Origin of the sequence: Pedobacter terrae, assembly GCF_900100705.1 — a bacterium.
Lineage (GTDB): Bacteria > Bacteroidota > Bacteroidia > Sphingobacteriales > Sphingobacteriaceae > Pedobacter > Pedobacter terrae.
Genome location: NZ_FNCH01000001.1, coordinates 36,809 through 58,729 on the forward strand (window position 1 = coordinate 36,809; position 21,921 = coordinate 58,729).

Genomic DNA, 21,921 nt, shown 5'->3' on the forward strand with positions numbered 1-21,921 from the left:
CTCTTGTCTCAAATCTAAAATAAAAAAATATGCGCATACATTTTATAGCGATTGGTGGGAGTGCCATGCACAACCTGGCCATTGCCTTACATAAAAAAGGTTATCAGATTTCAGGTTCCGACGATGTGATTTTCGAACCTGCAAAATCACGTTTGGATAAATATGGTTTATTGCCAGCTGAAATGGGCTGGGATGAAAATCGAATTTCAAATAATCTGGATGCGGTAATTTTGGGTATGCATGCCCGTATCGATAATCCGGAATTGCTGAAAGCACAGGAATTGGGCGTTAAAATCTATTCTTATCCTGAATATATTTACGAGCAGAGCAAAAATAAACTGCGTGTAGTAATTGGTGGTAGTCATGGTAAAACAACCATTACCAGTATGATTTTGCATGTGCTTAATTATTATAAACGTGATTTCGATTATCTGGTTGGTGCACAACTGGCTGGTTTCGAAACCATGGTAAAGGTTACGGAAGAGGCACGTGTGATGATTATTGAGGGGGATGAATATCTATCTTCACCAATTGATAGAAGGCCAAAATTTCATCTGTATAAAGCCAATGTTGCGGTCATCAGCGGTATTGCCTGGGATCACATCAATGTTTTTCCAACCTATGCCGATTATACTTTGCAGTTTGATAAGTTTATTGATACCATTGAAGCCAACGGAACATTGATTTACTGTCAAGCGGATGCAGATTTGAATGAAATTGTATTGAATTCAAAAGCTGCTGTTACCAAAATCGGTTATGCTATTCCCGAACATGAAATCAGAAATGGTATAACTTACCTGCTTCCGGAAGAAACAGCATTAAAGATTTTTGGTGATCATAACCTGATGAACCTGAATGCAGCTAAATTAGTTTGCAAACAATTGGAAATCAGTGAAGCTGATTTTGATGCAGCCATTTCCTCTTTTACTGGAGCAGCAAAACGTTTAGAGGTTGTTTCAGCTGATGAATCGACGAATGTTTACAAAGATTTTGCACATTCACCATCAAAACTAAAAGCCACTATTGATGCGGTTAAAGCCCAATTTACCAACCGTAAATTAGTAGCCTGTATCGAATTGCATACTTTTAGCAGTTTGAATAAAGATTTTCTGAAAGAATATACAGGTGCGATGGATAAAGCTGATGAGGCCATTGTATTTATTGATATTAAATCGTTCGAACAAAAACGGATGGAGCCTTTTTCTGAAGATGATGTGCAACAGGCATTTGGCAATCCAAAATTGAAGTTTTTTAATGATGCTGCAAAGCTTAAAGACTATTTGTTGAGCTTAAATTATAGCGATGCCAATCTGTTAATGATGAGTTCTGGTAATTATGCCGGTTTTGATTTGCCTGAACTAGCGGCTGCTTTAAAGAAGTGAGATAATAGACATGAGATTTGAGACTGGACATAAGCGCCTCTTAAATCTCACATCTCATATCCCACATCTCACATCTCATATCTCAAATCTCATATCTCAAATCTAAAAAAGATGAAAAGCATTGGAGATCATATTAAACAAAGTAGATTATCACTAGGGCTAAGTCAGGCCGATGCAGCTAAAAAACTGAATATTTCTACTCCAGCTTTTTGTAAAATCGAAACAGGACAGACCGATATCAATATCTCGCGTTTACTCCAGATTTCCAAAACGTTTGAAATTCCTGTAATACAATTAATTACCGGGCAATCAGCGCTATCAGAATCAGATTCCTCAAAAGAACTCATTGCACTTAAAAAAGAGCTGATCGAAAAGGATGAAGAAATTAATAAACTCCGAAAAAAGGTTATTGATCTATACGATAAGCTTGGGATGTAAAATATTGCTTTAATAACCGTGTTGATGGAAACCTTAAAAAAGCAATAAACTGGTAATTCCTAAAAATAATAAATGACAAATTCAAATAAAGGAGCATCACCGGTAATGGTTTACCTCGCTTTTGCTATCGTATATATTGTTTGGGGTTCTACCTATTTTTTTATTCAAAAAGCCCTGGCTGGTTTTCCGCCTTTCATTTTAGGTGCACTCCGTTTTTCTATTGCAGGTGTGTTCATGCTTACTTGGTGCAAGATCAAAGGAGAGGATATTTTTAATCTTAAAACCATCAAAATTGCTACGGTAAGTGGTATTTTAATGTTGGGTTTAGGTACTGGAATCGTAATTTGGGTAGAGCAATTTATCCCCAGTGGTTTAGTGGCTATTATGGTCGCTTCTGCAGCCATATGGTTTGTTGTTTTAGATAAATCGCATTGGAAAGAAAACCTAAGCAATAAATATATCGTATCAGGACTGGTTATTGGCTTTTTAGGTGTGATACTCTTATTTGGCGATCAGATTGTACAGGCACTTGATAAACCTCAAAGCAATTTACAGGTGGTAGGTATGGTATTACTCGTTTTTGGGCCAATAGCATGGGCTGCAGGATCGCTTTATTCAAAATATCATCCTACTACCGATAGTTCGGTTTCCGTTAACACGGGATGGCAGATGTTAATGGCTGGTTTGGTGTTTTTACCTGGAGCATTTTTAAAATCTGAATTTAAATTGCTTGATTGGGGAAGTATCCCGCTTGATGCCTGGCTTTCTATTATTTACCTGGTCTTATTCGGTTCCATTGCGGCATTTAGTGCTTACGTGTGGTTGCTTAAAGTACGTCCGGCTACACAGGTGAGTACCTACGCCTATGTTAATCCCGTTGTTGCTGTATTGTTGAGTTTAACCTTTACCAGTGAAGAGATTGGCTTAACGCAGATAATTGGATTGGTGATAATTTTAGGAAGTGTGCTGTTGATTAATTTGCCGAAATATAAAAAGGCATAAATTATTCTTGAAGATATAGTCCTCGTTTGCAACGAGGATTAGTTAGCGACGCATTTATAATGCGTAATAAGATTCCTACAGAGATAAAATCGCCACTTTCCATTATACTAGTTGTAAACGAGGATGATGCAACAACCTAAAAAAAACTTAAAGATTCTTCGACTACGCTACCATCACACAATCCACTAGTTCGGCCGTCATTCTCGCGCATGCGGGAATCTTAATGCACGTTTTAAGATTATTCACCCGTGTTTTTCTATTCAATGGCATTCATGAGCACTTCGTGGTTCCCAGTCAAGTTTGGAATGACGATTTTGATTGATATTACGTAATTAAATTTATCTGTCAATCATATTGATTTTTATAAAATAAATTATCCCTCAGGATGACAATCAAGGGAGAAATTCTGTATTTTCATCAATCAGTAGCAAATTGGAAAAGGCTCATGGAAACACAACCCTGGCGTTATTTATATAATCGAACGTCATTTCGACTGCAGCGCAGCGAAATGGAGAAATCTGTTAAAAATTTAAAAAGGTTAAATTTATTTACTGTAAATTTCGTGGATTCATTGTGAAAAAAGAAAAAGGTTCGTGGAGACACAAACCTTGGCTTATCAGTGGATTAAAATACTTTCCGCATGGTCAGATGCTTTTTACCAAAAGTAGCACCTGTAGCTTTATGGATGGCAATCATCTGTTCGTTAAAATCGCCGACCCAACTCAATTCTAGCTCTTTATATTGCTTTTTAGGCAATACATATTCACCTAAACGGATAAAGAGTACAGATTCTAAACCGTGTTTTTGGAATTTAGGTTTAGTGCCCATTACAATCGCCCTCATGCGGGTAACGCCCACCCAACGGCGGTACGCGAACTTTAATTTTTCAATCAAACCCAGTTTTCCATTAAAACCTTTAATCATTTGGTTTGCATCGGGAATTAATACTACAAAAGATGCTGGTTCGCCATTAAAGTAGGCAAACTGGATCAGATGTTCATCCATGATGGGTTCCATACTTTTAAAGCTCTCTTCGAGGGTTTCTCTTTTAATAGGAACAAAGTTTTCAAAATTCTGCCAGCCGTCATTATAAATCTCCATTAAATCGTTAATGTATTTTCCGGAATTGGATTTGCTGAAATATTCGAATGTGTACCCTGGTTTATTTCTTACCCAGTTGGCAATTTTTGTAAAACGCTCAGGGAAGGGAATGGTAAGGTTAATATGATTGGTTAACTGCTCATACTCGGTAACAAAACCATATTTCTCAAAAAATTTCTGATAATATGGAAAGTTATAGTTCATGCCGAAAGAGGGAGGGGTGAAGCCTTCAACCAATAGCCCCCAAAAACTATCGTTTTCGCCAAAATTAATCGGACCATCCATCGCTTTCATGCCATTTTCAGCTAACCAGTTTTTGGCCGTATCGAATAAAAGAAATGCAGCCTTTTCATCATCAATGCATTCAAAAAAACCCATACCGCCTGTTGGTTGGTCATAATGGTAGGCTTTTTTCTCATTTATAAAAGCTGCTACACGGCCAATCAGTTTTCCTGCATCATCCTTTAATACCCAACGCGTACATTTTCCATGTGCAAAAAAAGTGTTCTTCTCGGGATCAAAAACATTTTCAACCTCACTATCCAACGGACAGATCCAGTTTTGATCGTTTTTATATAAAATTTTTGGAGTGTTTAGAAAGTCTTTTTTTAATGATGAATTGCTTACGGATATAACTTGCATGTGCAGATTTTAAAATTAAAAAGCATCCGACCAAGCGGTCGGATGCTTTTTCAAATATATGTTTTTTAAATATTAAAAATCGTCGTCGTCATCGTCAAAATTATCGAAGTTGTCAAGGTCATCTAATGGCAAGTCGAAATCATCATCGTCATCATCTTGAGGCTTCTTTTTTATTGTTTGAATATCTTCATCTTCAAAATCGTCATCTTCGTCTACCTGTTTTTTGGCAGTCGGTTTAGTTGGGAGTTTCTTTGGCGCTGTCATAACACAAAAATAAAAATTGCTTTTATAGTTTAAAAATACTAAAAAACTTTTTTTAATAACAACCTGTAAGTAAATAAATTAATTTATTTACTCTGCATTTTCTCCCACAGAATTTTCCTCTTTAACGATATCTTTTAACTGTGGAAGTTGGTTTAAGTTATTTAAGCCGAAATAATCCATAAACAACGTGCTGGTGCTGTATAATATAGGCCTGCCCGGTGTCTCTGCTTTTCCATCAATACTGATCAATTCTTTTTCAAGCAGGCGTTGTACTGAATAATCAGAATTTACTCCTCTGATCTGTTCAATTTCCAATTTGGTAATAGGCTGGCGGTAGGCAATGATGGCAAGTGTTTCCATAGCAGCCTGACTTAATTTTTTCTTGGAGCGGTGTAACTGCAGTTGGTTAACCGTTTCATGGTATTTTTTTTTGGTTAGAAATTGATAGCCATTATTCAAAAATACCAGCTCGATGGCTAAATCATCATGGCTATATTTTTCCCTGATCTGCTCGATGCTTTCGAATATCTGTGCTTCGGTAAATTCTGCATCGAAAACCGCATTTAGGGCAAGTATAATTTCTTGCGTACCAATACTTTGGCTTGAAGAAAATATAAGGGCTTCGATGTGCCTGGTGATATGATGATTGCGCATATACAAAAATAAAATTTTTGACATAAAAAAAAGCGGTCTCGCTTTTAAAAAACAAGACCGCTTTCAACACACAAATGAAACCTGAATTAAGATATAGTTTTAGGTTAGGTTATTAAATATCTATATCAATTCTATAAGAACGTCTTTGATAAACACTATCGTTTATTTCTAACACAAGTTTAAGGCTAAACCAGGTTCAATCAAGATTCTATTTAGTGAGTGGTATTAATAATTGAGTAAACGGTAAATTATCTATTTTAACGGGATGGAAATAGATACTGTTGTACCATTTGTAGCATTTTGCCTTACATTTAAGTGTATTGGTTTTGCTCCAATCTGACCTAAAAGATGTAATCTCTCCTTAGTTAGCTGCATGCCTTTACTAATATGTGTTTCCTTTTTATCTTTTAAAGAGTTGTCTATTCCAATCCCATCGTCAATAATTTCGATGTTAAGATAGAATTCATCCATCAGTTTAATGTTGATCAGGATTTTACCACCAGTCTCTTTTGGCATAATGCCATGCCATATTGCATTTTCTACGTAAGGTTGCAACAACATAGATGGGATAAAAGTTTCTTCTTTGTCGATATCTTCATCCACATTAAAAACATAAGACAATTTATCACCAAAACGGTTCTTCTCCAGTTTCAGGTAGAGATTCAGGTATTCTAACTCTTCTTCCAGTGAGATATAACTTTTGGTACAGATCTCCAAATTTTTTCTGATCAGTCTGGCAAATCCGGTTAACACTTTATTAGCCGAGGCCGTATTCTGCGTATTAATATAATGCTGAATGGAATTCATCACATTGAACACAAAATGTGGATTCATCATGGCCTGCAACGCCTGTTGTTCCAACATCAGTACTTTGTTTTTTAATAACAATTGTGCCTGTTCCTTATCTTTTTGCTTACGGGTAATGTAAACAGCTACTTTGTAAAAAATATAAGCCACAAGTAATATCAAAATCGATAAGAACCATAAGCTTTGCCAAAAATGTTTTTTAATGGTAAAGGTGATTTTTGCAGGTTGGCCCCAGTTACCATTCTGGCTTTTGGCGCTTACTTCAAAAACATAATCGCCCGATTGTAAAGAAGAAAAGTCCAATCGTCTGGTACGGGTTTCTATCCATGCAGAATTTTCATTTAGGCGATAACGGTAAGTGATATCGCTTGTGGTAAAATCTACAGCGCTAAAGGTAAATAGAATGGTATTGTTGCCCGTCTCGAAAGTAAAATTGTCCTGGTCAACAGGCAAACGTTCATTGTCTTTAATTATAGAAGTAACATAGACCTTTGGAAGGTTTTTAACAATGTTTTTATTATTGTATTTAAATAAAATCAGGCCTTTGTTTGTCGCAAAATAAGCAGTGCTGTCATCAATAAACAAACTGTTGATATCATCACTTAACAGGTCTTTCCCATAGTCGAAATTCGCTACATTAAGCTGATTCGGATAGTTGGCTATTTTGTTAACGCCTTTATTGGTTAATACCCATATTTCGTTGTTTTTGATGAATATTTTGGTACAGATGTTATTGGTTAAGCCATCTTTTTGGGTAATTTGTCGGGTAATCTGGTTATTCTTATAAAAAATTAAACCATAACCATCAGTAGCCAGAAGCAATGTGCCATCTGCAAGCTGTCGTATATCGTTGATCCTTTTGGTCAATAGGGGATGATTTTCATAATGTTTAATCAGTTTGCCTTTCGAAAATTGAGAAAGTCCGTTAACGTTTGAAAACCACAAATTGCCTTCTCGATCATAAAAAACATGGTAAGATCTATCTTTAAAAAAATCTTCTTTTTCACGGTATTTTGCAGCGTTAAACTCAAATTTATTTCTTCTGTCTGATAAAAAAACAACGCCAGATGACAGGGCCAGGGCAAGATGATTGTTATTTTCGGCAACGCTAAAGTGTTTGATCACAAACATCGAGTTATTAGATTCCTTCAAATAACTAACATCGTTGCTGCTATTGTAGATATTTTTGAAAACACCCATTCCGTAATCTGATGCAAAATATATAGATTGATCTTGTGGATCAAATGTAATCTGTTTAATGGTTTTGTACTTTTTAAAATCGTCTAACCCAATTTCATCAACCTGATAATTATTAATGGTTAATACATCGATAACCGCATCATCGGTACCTAGCCATAATCGGTTTTTCCCGTCTTTGGTGATGCTTTTAATCACATTGCTGCTCAGGCCAGATTCTGCATCAATAATGGATAAGCGGTTATTTGCATTAGGTAGCATGTAAATGCCCTGGTTGGTGGCAAACCACATGTTCTGGTTATTGTCTTTGATAACCTGGTTAACCGAAATATCCTGGAGATACTGTACTGTTTTTCCGCTTTTATCGAGCGCGAAGGCTCCATTGGCGTTCGATAGCCAAACCTCTTTGCTGCTCACATCGTAATAAAAATATCCCGACATGTTTTTGATCAGGTTTTGAGGAATGGGGATAAGATCATTAATGCTTCCGTGCCTGTATTGTTTTAACCCGCCATTATCCAGATAAAATAAAGACTTTTGAATGCTATTTGTAGCGGTCATGTAAGATAGCGGCTGCACCTTTGACTTAATTATGGAAAATGTTTTTCCATTAAATTGTTGCACACTTAAATCGCTATATGCAAATATATTACCTTGATCATCTTCATGAATAAAGGCATTGATAAACTTATCATTTTGATTTGGAGAAATGTATTTTTTAATGGTTTTACCATCCCAGCAAACGATCAGGTTGGCGTTTGTTCCGAGCCAGATCCGGCCTGACTGATCGATTAAAAAGGAAACAATTACGGTATTGAAATTGAGCTTTTTAAGTAATTCATCATTGTTCTGGTTATAAAACTTTCCCTCTTTTAAATAACTGAGTTGACCATTTAGTGCAAAAAACCATAAGCGGCCCTCTTTATCTTCTTTCATTTGAAGGATCTGGGTATCGGGCAGACCATCTTCTATGGTGAAATTCTGAAAATTAGTGCCATCAAAACGGCTCAATCCATTATCGGTGGCGATCCATATAAAACCTTTTTTATCCTGTAAAATGTAATAGCAGTTATTGCTGGCGAGTCCGTTTTTGGTGTTATAATGGGGGAGGTATGTGGTTTGTGAAAAAAGTTCCTGAGGTGCTGTAAAGCTTATGATCAAAAATAAAAAAGCCATAAAGGTATGGCTGAAGCGGGGCTTCAGGATAGCTTTTTGCGCTAATCTTCTTATTTTTATCTGCGGTCTATTAATCACTGTTTGCTTTAGTAAATAACTTTATTTTTTCAAAAAAATCGCTTGCCCTTCTTCTGGAAATATTGATGATTTCGCCGTTTTTCAGGAAAACCTGTAGTCCGTTTCTAGAATTGTATTCCTTTAAGTGGTTAAGGTTAATAATGCTTGATTTGTGGATCCTAACGAACTGATCGGTTGGCAATAGTTCTTCAAACTCCCTCAATACTTTAGAAACGGTAATTTTTTCATGGTTGTTTAAGTGTACAATGGAATAATTGCTATCGGCTTCAATATAGATGATGTCATCAATGTCAATCATTTTAAAACCCTGACCATAAGGGAGCGTAAGTTTCCTGATTTCAGATCTCGAACTTAAACTGGAAGCCAGATTATTGATTCGTTCATCATTTTCGTTCTGGCTTTTAAACAATTTGATGTGTTGGGAAACTTTGTCTACCGCTATTTTAAGTTCATCAATATCAATGGGTTTCAACAGATAATCGAGTGCATTTGCCTTTATTGCTTTTAAGGCATATTGATCATAGGCCGTGGTAAATATAACCGCGGCATGGTGTTTTTGCGCATCGGGAATCAATTCGAAGCCATTTCCCCCAGGCATCGCAATATCCAAAAAAATCAGATCAATAGGATGATGAGCCAAAATATCTTTTGCCTCGGCCACAGATCTTGCAATGCCGGTAATTTCTACCTGCTGGCAATTCTGCTGCAGTAAAAAAAATAATGATGATCGTGCAAACTCCTCATCATCAACAATAATGGCCTTTAATGTAGTCATAGCTATAGGTTGGTGAATGTATTAAAATGCTCTTACAAAAAAAAATGCAAATCGAAAAAACCAGTATGCAAATTGTCACGTATGTATCATCAAACGTATTCAAAACCACTAAAACATAGATGACTATGAAAAACAATGAACTAGAAACAAAAAGCGAGCTTCAGGAGAAAAGTTTGTTTGACAAGACTGTGGGCAGAAGATCTTTTCTTCAGTATGCAGGTGCAGGTGCTGCAGGTATTGCTTTAGTTGCTGCGGGGTGTAGCAAAGATCGCGGTTACGATAACCCAACAATGAGTGGTGCAACACTGGATTTTAAAGACGATTTTGGCGTATTAAATTATGCTTATGCTTTAGAGCAATTAGAAGCAGCATTTTATATTAAAGTTGCTAACAGTAATACTCAATTTACAGGAACAAATGCTGCTGCAAAAAAAGCATATTTCCAGGATATCCAGTTTCATGAAATAGCGCATAGAGAGTTTTTTAAAGCTGCTTTAGGAACCGCTGCAATTGGAAGTTTGGAAGTTGATTTTTCTTCAATCGATTTTACCAGCGAAGCAAGCGTTTTATCAGCTGCGATGGCTTTTGAAGATTTAGGTGTTGCTGCCTACAATGGCGCTGGTCCAAGACTAAAAACCGGTACTTACTTATTATTAGCTGGTAAAATTGTATCAGTTGAAGCCCGTCACGCTGCTTATGTTCGCGATATAATCTCCAACGGATCATTTGCAGATCTGAATAGCCTTACCTCACTAGGTGCAAATAACGCAAGTGGCTTAGACGCGGCATTAACGCCAGATAAAGTTTTGGCTGCTGCTTCGAAATACATCAAAACCAAAATTAACGTAATCAATCTTTAAAACTTTAAACTAGAAATCATGAATATCATAAATATATTAGAAGAAATTGAAAAAGTTGATGGTGAGGTTTATGAGCGTTTAAACCCTAGAAGAGCTGCCATGAAAAGCTTTTTCAATATGGGTAAAAAAATCTCATTGGCTGCTATGCCTCTGGCTTTGGGCTCTATGTTTCAAAAAGCATATGGACAGTCGACTTTACCATCAGGTGTTGTTGACGTATTAAACTTTGCCTTGTCATTGGAGTATTTAGAATATCATTTTTATAATCACGCATTATTAGGTACTGATGTTACTTTTACTTACCCAACAGCAGCAGCTAAAACCGCAATCACTACCATTCGTGATCATGAAAAAGCACACGTAGATTTATTGGTAGGTGCTTTGGGAAGTTCTGCCCGTACACCAATTGCCTATGCAGATACCGATTTTAGAGCAGGTGGCACATTTGCTAATGTGTATACTGATTATAACACCTTTTTGGCCGTAGCACAGGGTTTTGAGGATACAGGTGTTAGGGCATATAAAGGACAAGCTGGAAACTTGTTGGGTAGTCCAGTATTACAAACAGCACTTCAAATCCATTCTGTTGAAGCACGTCATGCATCTCATATCCGTCAAATGCGTACAGCTGCAGGTTCTACCGTTTATAAACCATGGGTTAGTCTTGGTGCTTCAGGACAAGCAAATGATTCAGGTGTAGCAGCTGTTGATGCTGTATATGCAGGCGAGGATTTAACCGTACAGGCTGGAGCAAATATTGTGGGGATTGGCGGATTCTCAGGTATTACTAAGGCAGCGGCCGTAGAAAGTTTTGATGAACCTTTAGATAAGGCAAGCGTGGTAACAATTGCTAACCTGTTTTTACAGCCAGGTAAAAAGTTATCATAGTACACCAAAATATTGACATTATTAATTAGGTAATGTTTCGTTTAGGGTAGGGAGGTAGAACTTTAGTTTTACTTCCCTTTTTTATATGCTTAAAAAACGGCATTACCTAAATATGTTCGTTTTATTGCTGTACAACATTGAGTTGTGTAATTTATTACCTTTAATTGTAGTTTTTATTTTGTGTTTTGTATTTTTAACTATTACTATAGTTACTTATTTTAATATAACATCTAAAAGCAATGAAAAAAAACATCTTATTAATGCTACTCATTTGTGCTATCACATTAATGTTTTCTTGTAGAAGGCAAAATTTAACAGAAGAGTTTGATAAAACGACCTCGGTTAAAAATTCCAGAATACCTGATAGTTTACAGTATTTAGTCAATTTTTTAGTGTCAAGGGGCGAAAAAGCCAACAATATTACATTTTCGGGTTTAGATTCATCGTTTGTAATTGATAATGATGTTTTTATGTTCAAAAAGGATGTAAAGCTTGCAATGGAAATAGAATTAGGAAACAATAGTTTGAATAAAAAAAACTTAACAATTGATCAGTTAATATCCCTAAGAAAGTCCGCTGTTAGGCCTGATGTGATCGGCCAACGTCAATTTTTAAACGGAGACAATGGAAATCCCTGGTTTGTTAATGATCAGTTTATAATTAACATCAAAGTTAAAATTAATGCTACAACGCCATCTTGGAGAAATGCAGCTCAATTAGCCATTTATAACTTCAATCTTAATAGTTTAACAAGTATAACCAAGATAAAGATAAGGGAAGTTTTGGATGGACAGAATGTTACAATTTCTGAGACTGGAACAACAAATGCAAATTCGGCTGTAATTGCTGATGCACAAAGGCCACATTATGCTATAACGCCGCCAGGACAATATATTGTCGCTCCCGGTTCATATATCAGAATTTACAATAACCATGATTATTTTACATTGGCTCAGAAAACTTTAACAATTACTCACGAGTTAGGACATGTTATCGGTTTGGCCCATACGAATGGTACTGCTTCTGATGAAATGCAAATTGCAGGTACCGCTGCGTCTGATTCGTTTTCTTATATGAACAGTTCTTTAATACTTGATTCTTTTGAAGGCTTTACTAACAATGATCTTATTGCATTACGAACAATGTATCCTAAAACTATAGGCAATTGGGAGCTTCTTTCTGGAAAAGCAACTAATATATCCATAGGACATAATAATGATATTTATTCTGTAGGAAATAATGTTACATCTACAGGCGATTATAATGTACAATGGTGGAACGGTAGCGGTTGGGTTCAGCAAACAGCCGGAGGTTGGTTTGGTAATGGTACTGCTACTAAAATTGCTGTACCAGCTAACGATAGAAATCCTTTCTGGATTGATAATTCAAAGCAAATTTATAGTATGGGCTATCCCAGCCCAATAACTTATCCGGGAGCGGAAGCGTTGGATATAGCTACAAATGGAGATGGAGAGTTGTATGTTGTTAGTACCGAACCCAGTTCAAATGGATATAATATAAAAAAATGGAATTCAGCTACTTCTGCTTGGGAAAATATTAGTGCACCTGGTGCATTAAAAATTGCTTCTGGTTTAAACGGAGGAATGGCTATAATCGATAACGCGGGTAATTTTTACATTAAAAGGGAAAATACCAGCTTTTTTTATACTTCTACACAATACATAAATTTTAAAGAGGTAGCATTAAATGGTGTTACTGGTTTACAAGGTCACGTTTTTGCATTAGGTGGTGCTGCAAATGCAAATGGAGATTATCAGTTATTTCGTTGGACTGGCTATGATTGGTATAACGTTGGCGCTACTGGGTATACTATAGCTGTTGATAATGAAGGACATCCTTGGTTAACTAAAAAGAATGGAGATATCTATCGAAATTTGTCTTTATAAGGAGATAATATTTTTTAAAGAAGCCACAAGTTAGAAAATTTGTGGCTTTTTTTAATAAGTAATCACCTGCTCTTCCAAATGTTCTGGTAAATCCCGGTAGTTGTACTTTTGTCCGCGTAACTGTGGCTCAAAACCAGCCGCTTTAATAGATTGCTGGATGCCATTAGCAGTGAAACGGTGTGGTGCACCAGCAGCAGATACTACGTTTTCTTCAATCATGATCGATCCGAAATCATTTGCTCCGGCATGTAAACACAATTGGGCAGTCGTTTTTCCAACAGTTAACCAGCTCGCCTGGATGTTTTTGATGTTAGGCAACATGATGCGGCTCAAGGCAATCATTCTGATGTATTCATCGGCAGTTACGGTATTGCTAATTCCACGGAGCCTTTTTAATAAAGTACCATCGTCCTGGAAAGGCCATGGAATAAAGGCCAGAAATCCGTTTGCATCGGCGGGTTTTTCGCTCTGTACCTGACGGATCCAAACCAAATGCTCAAAACGCTCTTCAATGGTTTCAACATGGCCAAACATCATGGTTGCGGAGGTAGTGATATCCAACTGGTGACAGGCACGCATTACATCGAGCCACTCTTGTCCACCACATTTACCTTTAGAGATCAAACGCCTTACACGATCGTTTAATATTTCAGCGCCAGCACCAGGTAGAGAATCCATTCCGGCTTCTTTAAGTGTTTTTAATACTTCAGTATGCGTGATTCCTTCCAGCTTGGCTACGTGGGCAATTTCCGGCGGACCTAGTGCATGAAGTTTTAAATCTGGATATAATTCTTTTAATTTTTTGAATAGATCAGCATAAAAAGCCAAACCCAAATCGGGGTGGTGACCACCTTGCAACAGCAATTGATCGCCGCCTAAGCGGAAGGTTTCTTCTATTTTAACCTTATAGGTCTCAATGTCGGTAATATAACTTTCATCATGACCAGGTCTACGGAAAAAATTGCAAAATTTACAATTCGCAATACAAACATTGGTGGTATTTACATTACGGTCGATCTGCCAGGTTACTTTGCCACTCGGCACTTGGATTTTTCTAAGCTCATTGGCTACAAACATCAATGATGCAGTATCGGCATGATGGTATAGGTATACACCTTCCTCTTGCGTTAAAAAATCAAAATGTAATGCCCGTTGCAGTAAATCGGCTGTATTCATAAGGCAAAAATACTCGAAATTAGTATCACTATAATCACAGGATTATAAAAAAACAATGCAGCCTAATTATTTTTTGTGTTACCTGTTTTACGTTTAAAGAGGTTTAGCAAGTCATTTCCCTGCTTTTTAATTTCTTCTAAATGCTTTTTTGTGCTATCGTTAACTTTTTTTAAACCTCCATTGGCCTTGATAATGTTATTTTTAACTGCATTTTGACAGACAGCAACTGCATCTGAAACCTGTTTAACCTTGCTCTCGCCGGTTGCAATAGCACCAATAACCTGTTTGCTTTTTTATCGGCATTAAATTTAGTACTATCTATAAACTTCTCGGCTGCAGCGGCTACAAGTGATATTATAGTAGAAGTGAGCATATTTTTTCAATTTTTATCAAAGTATATAATTAGATGTCATAAAGAAATTACAAGGTTGTTTGCATTATTTTTTTTAAACAAATAACAAATAATAATCAGTTTACTTGATTAAACAATTTAGCAATTCAACAATTCGTTTATATTTGTCACTTATGGTAGATTTTAATCGTTTTACGCTGGCCAATGGGTTGAAAGTTTTGGTGCATGAGGATGCAACAACTCCAATGGCAGTTCTAAATATTTTATATGATGTAGGTGCCCGGGATGAGGATCCTGAAAAAACGGGTTTTGCTCACTTATTTGAACATCTGATGTTCGGTGGATCGGTAAACATTCCCAGTTACGACGAACCTTTGCAACGGGTAGGGGGAGAAAATAACGCTTTTACGAGTAATGATATTACCAATTATTACATCACTTTGCCAGCAGAAAATATCGAAACTGCTTTTTGGCTGGAAAGCGATCGGATGCTGAGCCTGGCTTTCTCCGAAAAAAGCTTGGAGACCCAGCGTAATGTGGTAAGTGAGGAATTTAAACAGCGTTATCTTAATCAGCCTTATGGCGATGTTTGGTTAAAGTTACGCCCATTAGCTTATAAAAAGCATTCCTATCGATGGGCAACCATCGGGAAAGAGCTTTCGCACATCGAAAATGCAACAATGGATGATGTGAAATCATTTTTTAAGAAACATTATACGCCACAAAATGCGATTTTGGTTGTTGGCGGGAATGTGAAAACAGCTGATGTGAAAAAACTGGCCCAAAAATGGTTTGAGCCAATCCCTGCTGGTGAGAAATATAACCGGAATTTAGTTCAGGAGGAACCGCAAACCGAAGCCAGAAAAGAAACAGTTAAGGCTAACGTACCTTTAAATGCGATTTATATGGCTTTTAAAATGCCAGGAAGGTTAAGTCAGGATTATTACGCTTTTGATTTATTGTCGGATATTTTATCACGTGGACAATCTTCGCGTTTATACAACAGCCTTTTGAAAGAACAGCAACTTTTTAGCGATATCAATGCCTATATTTCGAGCAGTTTAGATCCGGGTTTATTTATTGTTGAGGGTAAATTGGTGGAAGGCGTAACCATCGAAACGGCAGAAAAAGCCATCTGGGCAGAACTGGAAAAGATAAAAACAGAACTGGTTTCTGAAGCTGAATTAACTAAAGTGAAAAACAAGGTAGAGTCAGTACTTGTTTTTTCTGAGATGAGTCTGCTGGACAAAGCAATGAACCTGGCTTACTACGAGCTGTTGGGCGATGCTGCTATACTGAACCGTGAAACCGAAGAGTTTTTAAAAGTAGAGGCAGAAGATATCAAAAGGATATCCAACGAAACTTTTAACCAAAAATCATCATCTACTTTATATTACTTAATTGAAGAAAATGCTTAACAGACAACAGGCACCTGATTTTAAACAGGTATCTACCATAAACTTTATCCAGCCAGAAAAAAAAGTATTGGATAATGGTGTACCCGTTTATACCATTTATTCCGGAGAACAGGATTTGGTACGCATCGAATTTATTTTTGATAATGTAAACTGGAAACTCGAAAAACCATTGCAGGCTATAGCGGTGAGCGCATTAATCAATAACGGAACAAATAAATTATCAGCCAAAGAGATCGCCGAAAAAATTGATTTTTATGGTGCATTCTTTCAAACAGAATATGTGCAGGATCAATCCTCGGTTACGTTATATACCTTAAATAAACATTTACATTCGGTATTACCGATTGTGAAAGATGTTTTATCAGAAAGTCAGTTTCCGCAGCACGAACTGGATATCTATATCCAGAACCAGAAGCAGAAGTTACAGGTTAACCTGAAGAAAAATGATATCCTTTCGAGAAAGGAATTTGCCCATGCGTTATTTGGCGATACGGCTTATGGTGTAAACATCCAGGCAGAACATTATGATGCCTTAAAGCGTGAAGATCTGCTTGATTATTTTAAGGCCGCTTATACCCCGAATAATTGCACTATTGTGGTATCAGGCAAGTTTGACGAAGCTGGATTCAACCTTTTAAATGATTTTTTTGGCCGCGATTGGGAAAAAAGTAATGCGGTAAAGAATAGTTTCAGTTTTACGGCCAGCGATAGAAAAGTAGTTTATACTGAAAAGCCAGATGCATTACAATCTGCTATCCGAATAGGGCAATTCGCCATAAACCGTAAACATGAGGATTTTTGTGGACTTCAGATTCTTAATACGATTTTAGGTGGCTATTTTGGTTCGCGTTTAATGAACAATATCCGCGAGGATAAAGGTTATACCTACGGAATTGGTTCTGGCATTTCTTCGCTGCAACAGGCAGGTTATCTATTTATTGCTACCGAAGTGGGGGCGGATGTATGCTCAGCTGCACTAACTGAGATTTATAAAGAGATCGAGCTATTGAAAAATGAACCGGTAGACACAGCAGAACTGGACCTGGTTAAGAACTACATGCTGGGATCGATGTTAGGCAGTTTGGAGAATGTTTTTTCACATGCCGATAAATTTAAGAATATTTATTTTTCAGGACTGGATTATGATTATTATACTAAATACATCGAAAAAGTAAAGACCATTACTGCCGAAGAGTTGTTGGCATTGGCTAATAAATACCTTACTACAGAAAATTTTACAGAAGTAGTGATCGGGAAGAAGTAAGTAGAAATTAAGTCTATAGAGGCCGTCATTTCGAGCGAAGTGCAACGAAGTCGAGAAATCTATCGGGATAGATCTCTTCCCGCCCGTACGGGCAGGCAATCACTGCGTTTCAGTCGAGATGACGACTTTTTTAAATTTATCTATACTGGCATAAATATGCCGTTTGTACAATCGTTTTTACTTTGAACGATGAATTTGCCGGAACTTCGAATTTACTGCCGGCTTTAATGCTTTGCCATTCAGTAGTTTCAGGAAGTAAGGCTTCCAATTCGCCCTCTAAAACATGCATTATTTCTTTTTGAGCTGTACCAAAGGTGTATTCTCCCGGATTGATCACACCAACGGTCGATTTTCCCTCAGTGGTTTCATAGCCTAAAGATTTAACGTTGCCATCAAAATATTGGTTTTCAGTAATCATATGCTAATTTATAAAGTTTTAGTTAAAACTGCTTTTTGCTTATCTGCCTGATAAATCTTTTTATAAAAATCTACATATTCACCATACTTTTCTGGTGGATATTTTTTGTTGTTCATGGTTTGTGTACGGCTATAAACAATTATATTATCCTTAACACTGAATTTTGCCGTATATGTTCCAAATTCAGAACTAATTGTGATATCTTTTGGAATAAACTCTACCTGGTATCCTTTTGGTAAGATATAATTAATTTCATCATCATCATTATAACCAAAGGGAACAGCAAAATATGTTTTTCTTCCTTCTAATTTAAGCGGAACGCTTTCGCGTCGGTTAATCTGGTTAACCACTAAAAACAGTTTATCTCCACCTTTGGTTAACAATGGGTTGGTTTTAAAAATAATTTCTTCAGTAAGCACCGGGACTGTTTTATCTGGTTGTAAATACTTATAACTAATCAGCTCCGCTACCGGAATAGCGCTTTCTTCAATTATTTTTTTGCGGAGATCAACAGGCTCCATCAATGTCATCGAAAAATTTTCTTCAAACTGTGCGTTACCATAAGTAGCTTTAATCTCTGAACTTGCTGTACCATCTTCCGCCAGCGTAATTTTGGTTTTTCTGACCTGATAATTTTCTTTGGGCTGGTAAACCGGAGTATGCACCAGTTTTCCTCCGTCTTCAGTCACCATCAGTACATTCCGGTCAGAATTGCCATAGCCGATAAAGCCCATTGGGTTATACTGACTGGTACATTCTAGAAAGGTGGTATCTTTTGCAAGGGGAACACATAAAATCATGTGGTTAGCCTGTCCCAAACTTGAGTAGTTGGGATTTAAACTAGGCATATCGTTTCCAATCATAATTAAATTTGAGGCAATTCCCGCTTCATTTAGCAAAGCTTTCATATAATTAGAAAGTGCTTTACAATCTCCATAATTTACCTGTGCAACCTTTTCAGCCAAAATCGGCCTAAAACCGCCAATTCCTAACTGAACGCTAACATAACGGGTATTTTGTTGCAAATGGTTGTATAAAATTTTGATCTTTTCTTTTGGTGTTTTAGCATCTTTGATCAAGTTTTGTACCATCAATTTAGTTGCTTCAGGAAGTTTATTCCCTCCCTGATTTAAATTGAAGATCCACGAACCGAAATTTTTCCAGTTATCAAAATTCCCTGTAGAACCATCATATTCAAACTGATTAGGAGAAGCTTTAACCCATGCAGAAATGTTGTCAAATCCTGTACTTAAAGGTTCGTTAGCAATCGCTGCAACATTTGTACTTTTCCATTTATACTGTAATTTCTCGCCATTGATTACCGAGTCAGTCTGTAAATTTGAACTGGTAATGTACCTCATTTTGTAGTCTTTTGCCCTTTGAATCGTGTAGGCAGATTTTTCTACAGCTATGCCAAAACCTCTCAGGTCACGCCATGAAGGAAAAGAGAGCAATCCTTTATAGTCCTGGCTGTAGCTATATTCTATGGTGTACGGATAGGTTAAACTTACAAATTTTAAGAGCTTAAGTCTGTTGTCTTCGAAGATTGAAAAGTCCGAAATAAGGCTTTGGTCTTTAATATCTGAACTTTTATAGTCTTTTACTTTTTTTCCGGATGCATCGTAAAGAGCAGCCTTAATGTTGTAGATGTTGCTAAACTTATCGTAAACTTCTTCCATTTCACCATATGTTTCACCAGCTTTGTTCAAAATGGTTATTGCTACTTTATAATCCATTTTTGCAGCGCCCAGCCCCTTAACATCAAAAAAAGATTCTTCATTTCTGATGACGGCTACAGCATCCTTTTTCAGATTTTCGGGAATTTTTGCTACATCGTAATCTATCTGGGCAAATGTGGTATTAATAATTGCAGTAGCGAACACCAAACTTAAATAATACTTCATTATACTTTCTTTTTAAATACGATTTGTTCGGCTTGTTTTTCTACGATAGCTTTAAATAACGCTTGCAGATCGAAATATTCTTCTGGCGTATAAAATGATTTATTTACGTTGATGTTACTTCTTACCAGTAGTGTTTTACCTTCTGTTACATAATTAATGGTGAAAGTGCCATTATCCTCAGGAAGTTTAAAGATCCCTCCTTTAGGAAGTTTGTCAATCTCGTAATCGTCTGGAAAGTTTACGGTGATGCGGTAGCTTTCTTTAAATGGATAGGCAAAATCAACCGGAAATTTACGCTGCTCCAATTTAAATAAATTTTCTTTTGTCCTTTCAAAAAGGAGCGGCGTAAAGTATACCAGATTGCCGGCTTCCTCTACATTATCTTCTATAACCGCATCCATGCTTTCACTTAACAGCTCATCAAGGTTATCCAGGTTCTCTATTTTGTATGCAGAAACCTCCAAACCCGTTTTATCTTTTTTAAAGCCCTTTATAAATTCGGTTTCGTTATTTGTGGCCCTGTATTTATTGCGCAGGTTTAAAGCGGCATAACCCTTGGCATATTGATTTATTTTTCCGCTGAGTTTATGTTCTTTATCCAGCACCATATTGTACACAAAAATCTTTTCACTCGGAACATTGGGTTCTGTAGAAAGCCATTTGCCATCGTTGTTTTTTAAATCCATGTAAAAACCATTGTGACTCAGGTTTTCATAATCCAACATTCCGATAGGTAAATCTTTATCTGTAGCGTCAAGATAATAAAGTTCATTTCCAATCTGTGTAACAGCAATTACATTGTTAAATGCGGAGATTAATGGATAACCAGGATGTGTGCCATTTTCCCTTGTGCTGATCAATACCGGATAGGCTTCAATTTTGGCTTCTTTTAGTAAACTCAATAAAGCAAGGTTAATATCGCCTGATGATCCTGTTTTCTTTTCAAAAAGATTTTTAGGATTAGTTTCGTTTGAATATTTCGAATATTGCTTGTTCCATTTTAAACTGTTCTTAACATAGTTGAAAATGAGTTTAACGGCGGCGAGCGTATCTTTTTCGCCTTTCAAAATGCCAGGAAGTACCGATTTTGCATAACCATTACGGTTAATGTAACCACCAAAGTTTTCATCCTGGGCAAGCTCAGTAATGATTTTAGACCATGAGCCATTATAATCATGGTAAACATCACCAGGGAAATTGGTTGCCCTTAACTCAAATTCAATTTTTGGATTGTAGTCATCCATGGTGGTTACATAAGGCTCTTCTTTCAAAGCAGGAACATTAGCCGCACAATATTTATCGTACACTGCATTTGAATTGACTCCTGTTACATAAGATGCATTTACATTTTCATGAAGTGGATGATCAACCTGATAATAGCCACTCATATTGGTTTTATAAGTAAGGTATTCTGGTATTTTCACATTATATTCCGACCAAAGTGTTGGAACACTGGATTGAAACCTCCAGCCGCGTAACGTAAAAATAAAATCTGATTTGATCTTGTATTTAAACTCGATGATTGAACCTTCTTTTACATTAGGAAGCGCAAATTTTTTGATTATATAGTTTTTGTTAAACTCTTCCGTGAATTTGGCATCCTTGTTAAGTTTGCTGGTCACCATTTTACCATCAACCATATTGTAGGTTGCAGCATCTAAATAATTAAGGTCTTCTTTTGCAGAATTACCACTTTTATAAAGTTCTACTTTAAAATTGGCCAGATCATAACCATTTTTGTTTAAGATCTTGTAACGGATATGTCTTTCGAAAACATAAATAAAGCCGCCTGAGGTAGGGCCTATTTCAAAATAGCAATCGCCAACATCAAAAAGTTTTATAGCTGAAGCTGAAGAGTCCTGCCCGGAGGCTTTTATTTCGAATTCTGTAGGGGCAATTTTACCAAATTTGAATTCTCTTTTTACGGGTTTGGATGTTTGGGCATAAAGGCTGCTAATTCCAATGCATAGCATTAGAATCAGAAATCGGAGAGCATTTTTCTGCATGTGTAAAATTAGTTTTTTGGTTATTGCAAGTATAAAAACATTCCCTGAATTATTTTAAAATAATTTTTTGTGCTTTCAGCAGGCAAGTGGAGGGTAGCATAAAATCAATCTACTTAACCTAATTGTCAGACAAGCTCAATATTTAAGCATTTTTAAATTTATACTTTTATTTTCACTCGATTTTCGTATCTTTGCCTGGCAAATAATAAATC

18 protein-coding genes are annotated in these 21,921 nt (G+C 36.6%); 8 read left to right on the forward strand and 10 right to left on the reverse strand.

Annotated elements, in window-relative coordinates; translation table 11 throughout:
- Nucleotides 1–29: 29 nt before the first annotated feature.
- The 3 genes from BLR60_RS00200 (at nt 30) to BLR60_RS00210 (ending at nt 2,822) form a co-directional block, all read left to right on the forward strand.
- Complete coding sequence (locus tag BLR60_RS00200) at nt 30–1,382, forward strand: UDP-N-acetylmuramate--L-alanine ligase (protein WP_090496058.1); 1,353 nt, start codon at nt 30–32, stop codon at nt 1,380–1,382.
- Between the two features lie 111 nt (nt 1,383–1,493).
- Entirely contained in the window at nt 1,494–1,820 is a 327-nt protein-coding gene (locus BLR60_RS00205; RefSeq protein ID WP_090496059.1) for a helix-turn-helix domain-containing protein, read from the forward strand.
- 72 nt (nt 1,821–1,892) lie between these two features.
- Entirely contained in the window at nt 1,893–2,822 is a 930-nt protein-coding gene (locus BLR60_RS00210; RefSeq protein WP_208600539.1) for an EamA family transporter, read from the forward strand.
- Nucleotides 2,823–3,446: 624 nt separating this feature from the next.
- Here BLR60_RS00210 and BLR60_RS00215 read toward each other — a convergent pair.
- From BLR60_RS00215 to BLR60_RS00235, 5 genes are all read right to left on the reverse strand, one after another.
- Nucleotides 3,447–4,565, reverse strand: coding sequence for an N-acetyltransferase (locus tag BLR60_RS00215; protein WP_090496060.1), 1,119 nt, complete (start codon nt 4,563–4,565; stop codon nt 3,447–3,449).
- A 72-nt stretch (nt 4,566–4,637) separates the two neighbouring features.
- Complete coding sequence (locus BLR60_RS00220; RefSeq protein ID WP_090496061.1) at nt 4,638–4,829, reverse strand: hypothetical protein; 192 nt, start codon at nt 4,827–4,829, stop codon at nt 4,638–4,640.
- A gap of 87 nt (nt 4,830–4,916) precedes the next feature.
- Entirely contained in the window at nt 4,917–5,483 is a 567-nt protein-coding gene (gene scpB / locus BLR60_RS00225) for an SMC-Scp complex subunit ScpB (RefSeq protein ID WP_090496637.1), read from the reverse strand.
- A 252-nt stretch (nt 5,484–5,735) separates the two neighbouring features.
- Entirely contained in the window at nt 5,736–8,663 is a 2,928-nt protein-coding gene (locus BLR60_RS00230; RefSeq protein ID WP_090496639.1) for a ligand-binding sensor domain-containing protein, read from the reverse strand.
- A gap of 70 nt (nt 8,664–8,733) precedes the next feature.
- On the reverse strand, nt 8,734–9,516 hold the full coding sequence (locus BLR60_RS00235; protein WP_090496062.1) for a LytR/AlgR family response regulator transcription factor: 783 nt from the start codon (nt 9,514–9,516) through the stop codon (nt 8,734–8,736).
- 125 nt (nt 9,517–9,641) lie between these two features.
- On the opposite strand from BLR60_RS00235, the gene BLR60_RS00240 reads away from it, so the two are divergent.
- From BLR60_RS00240 to BLR60_RS00250, 3 genes are all read left to right on the forward strand, one after another.
- On the forward strand, nt 9,642–10,376 hold the full coding sequence (locus BLR60_RS00240) for a ferritin-like domain-containing protein (protein ID WP_090496063.1): 735 nt from the start codon (nt 9,642–9,644) through the stop codon (nt 10,374–10,376).
- A gap of 18 nt (nt 10,377–10,394) precedes the next feature.
- Nucleotides 10,395–11,264, forward strand: a complete 870-nt coding sequence (locus tag BLR60_RS00245; RefSeq protein WP_090496064.1) for a ferritin-like domain-containing protein — start codon at nt 10,395–10,397, stop codon at nt 11,262–11,264.
- Nucleotides 11,265–11,503: 239 nt separating this feature from the next.
- Nucleotides 11,504–13,171: a zinc metalloprotease gene (locus tag BLR60_RS00250; protein WP_143008998.1), complete on the forward strand. Its 1,668-nt coding sequence runs from the start codon at nt 11,504–11,506 to the stop codon at nt 13,169–13,171.
- Between the two features lie 51 nt (nt 13,172–13,222).
- Here BLR60_RS00250 and BLR60_RS00255 read toward each other — a convergent pair whose 3' ends face one another.
- Together BLR60_RS00255 and BLR60_RS00260 are read right to left on the reverse strand one after the other, a co-directional pair.
- Entirely contained in the window at nt 13,223–14,347 is a 1,125-nt protein-coding gene (locus BLR60_RS00255; protein WP_090496066.1) for a CofH family radical SAM protein, read from the reverse strand.
- A 169-nt stretch (nt 14,348–14,516) separates the two neighbouring features.
- Nucleotides 14,517–14,720 (reverse strand): hypothetical protein, encoded by a 204-nt coding sequence (locus tag BLR60_RS00260; protein ID WP_090496067.1) that lies wholly within the window; start codon nt 14,718–14,720, stop codon nt 14,517–14,519.
- A 152-nt stretch (nt 14,721–14,872) separates the two neighbouring features.
- Between BLR60_RS00260 and BLR60_RS00265 the strand changes: the two genes are divergently transcribed.
- Nucleotides 14,873–16,117: a M16 family metallopeptidase gene (locus tag BLR60_RS00265; protein ID WP_090496068.1), complete on the forward strand. Its 1,245-nt coding sequence runs from the start codon at nt 14,873–14,875 to the stop codon at nt 16,115–16,117.
- Nucleotides 16,110–17,381: a M16 family metallopeptidase gene (locus tag BLR60_RS00270; protein ID WP_090496069.1), complete on the forward strand. Its 1,272-nt coding sequence runs from the start codon at nt 16,110–16,112 to the stop codon at nt 17,379–17,381. The genes BLR60_RS00265 and BLR60_RS00270 overlap by 8 nt, the downstream gene beginning before the upstream one ends.
- A gap of 136 nt (nt 17,382–17,517) precedes the next feature.
- Here BLR60_RS00270 and ppnP read toward each other — a convergent pair whose 3' ends face one another.
- Genes ppnP through BLR60_RS00285 form a run of 3 tightly spaced genes read right to left on the reverse strand, consistent with a single transcriptional unit; the run spans nt 17,518 to nt 21,709 of the window.
- A complete protein-coding gene (gene ppnP / locus BLR60_RS00275; protein ID WP_090496070.1) occupies nt 17,518–17,799 on the reverse strand; it encodes a pyrimidine/purine nucleoside phosphorylase in 282 nt (93 codons plus the stop codon).
- Nucleotides 17,800–17,807: 8 nt separating this feature from the next.
- Complete coding sequence (locus tag BLR60_RS00280; protein WP_090496071.1) at nt 17,808–19,703, reverse strand: DUF3857 domain-containing protein; 1,896 nt, start codon at nt 19,701–19,703, stop codon at nt 17,808–17,810.
- Nucleotides 19,703–21,709, reverse strand: a complete 2,007-nt coding sequence (locus BLR60_RS00285; RefSeq protein ID WP_090496072.1) for a DUF3857 domain-containing protein — start codon at nt 21,707–21,709, stop codon at nt 19,703–19,705. Before BLR60_RS00285 ends, BLR60_RS00280 begins: the two co-directional genes overlap by 1 nt.
- Between the last annotated feature and the right edge of the window lie 212 nt (nt 21,710–21,921).